Raw genomic sequence first — 728 nt, forward strand, 5'->3', positions numbered from 1 at the left:
ATCCGGACAGCCCGCTCACGGACCTCCGGCGAATATCTCTTCGATGTCGATTTTGTCATGATGACCCCATTCTCTCAGGAAATGAGGTCTCCGGGAAACCCGGGGCGGTTCAGTTTCACGCTGGAGGAATTTGCGCATCTCACCAAGGTGAGCGAGGCGCGGGTCGCCGAATACGCCGCTAACCCAAATTGGAAGCCTGGGAAGCGGATCAAAGCCGACGACGAGCGCGGCCGTAACCAGCGCATCTATTTCGACCGCATCAAGCTGCACGCCTACTGTATGATCGCGGGTTTCACCGGCCTGCGTCCGACGGAGTTGAAGAATTTGGACTGGGGTGATGTCCAGGCCAGGCGCTTCGATATCAAAGGCGGGACAAAAACCGACGCGATCGTTCTGCAGGTCCGAGGGAAGGGCAAAAGCCGTGATATGGTCTCGCAGCCGGAAGCGCTCACCTACTTCAATGTGCTCCGCAATATCTGCGCGATGGAGCTGGGCCGTGACGTCGAGAGCGACGATCCCGTCTTCACAAATCGTGAAGGTGCTCGCGCCGCGTCCTACAAGAAGGGCCTGCTAGAGCTTCTGGAGGCGGCCAAGCTGCGCTTCAACCGCGAGGGTCGTCGCCGTGACAGTTTCTCCTTCCGCCACCTCTACATCACCGAGCAGATCCATGGTGGCGTCGATGTCCACATGCTGGCCCGCAACGCGGGCACGTCCACGCAGATGATTGA

The 728-nt window shown here is 59.3% G+C and carries 1 pseudogene; it reads left to right on the top strand.

The annotated features are described in order from the left end of the window. Positions 1 to 57: 57 nt before the first annotated feature. Positions 58 to 728: pseudogene (locus tag VQ042_RS24520) on the top strand (site-specific integrase); the annotation flags it as partial.

The sequence above is a fragment of the Aurantimonas sp. A2-1-M11 genome (genome assembly GCF_036549475.1).
Taxonomy (GTDB): Bacteria; Pseudomonadota; Alphaproteobacteria; order Rhizobiales; family Rhizobiaceae; genus Aurantimonas.